The sequence below is a fragment of the Streptomyces beijiangensis genome (genome assembly GCF_017315755.1).
In the GTDB taxonomy this organism is placed as follows: domain Bacteria; phylum Actinomycetota; class Actinomycetes; order Streptomycetales; family Streptomycetaceae; genus Streptomyces; species Streptomyces beijiangensis.
In genome coordinates this window covers 1-209 of record NZ_JAFLRJ010001750.1, presented here as the reverse complement: position 1 = coordinate 209, position 209 = coordinate 1, and the positions used below count along the sequence as shown (strand labels likewise).

Annotated in this window: 1 protein-coding gene; it reads left to right on the top strand. The window is 67.5% G+C overall.

Features of this window, described 5'->3' with window-relative positions; translation table 11 throughout:
- Nucleotides 1–209, top strand: a 209-nt coding sequence (locus tag J0695_RS43505) for a hypothetical protein (RefSeq protein ID WP_206970312.1), incomplete at both ends; no start/stop codon positions are given.

Below are 209 nucleotides of genomic sequence, written 5' to 3'. Positions count from 1 at the left end.
ACCGTCGACGGGTCGACGGTCCGCTACCGGCTGGCCTTTCCCGCCCTCGACGGCGTACGGATCGACGCGCAGATCGGCGTCACCGGCACCCAGGTCACCTTCCGCATCACGAAAATCACCGACACCGACGCCTTCCGCGTCTCCACGATCGACATCCCCGGACAGAACCTGCTGTCCGTACGCGGCGACCAGCCAGGCGCCCATGTCAC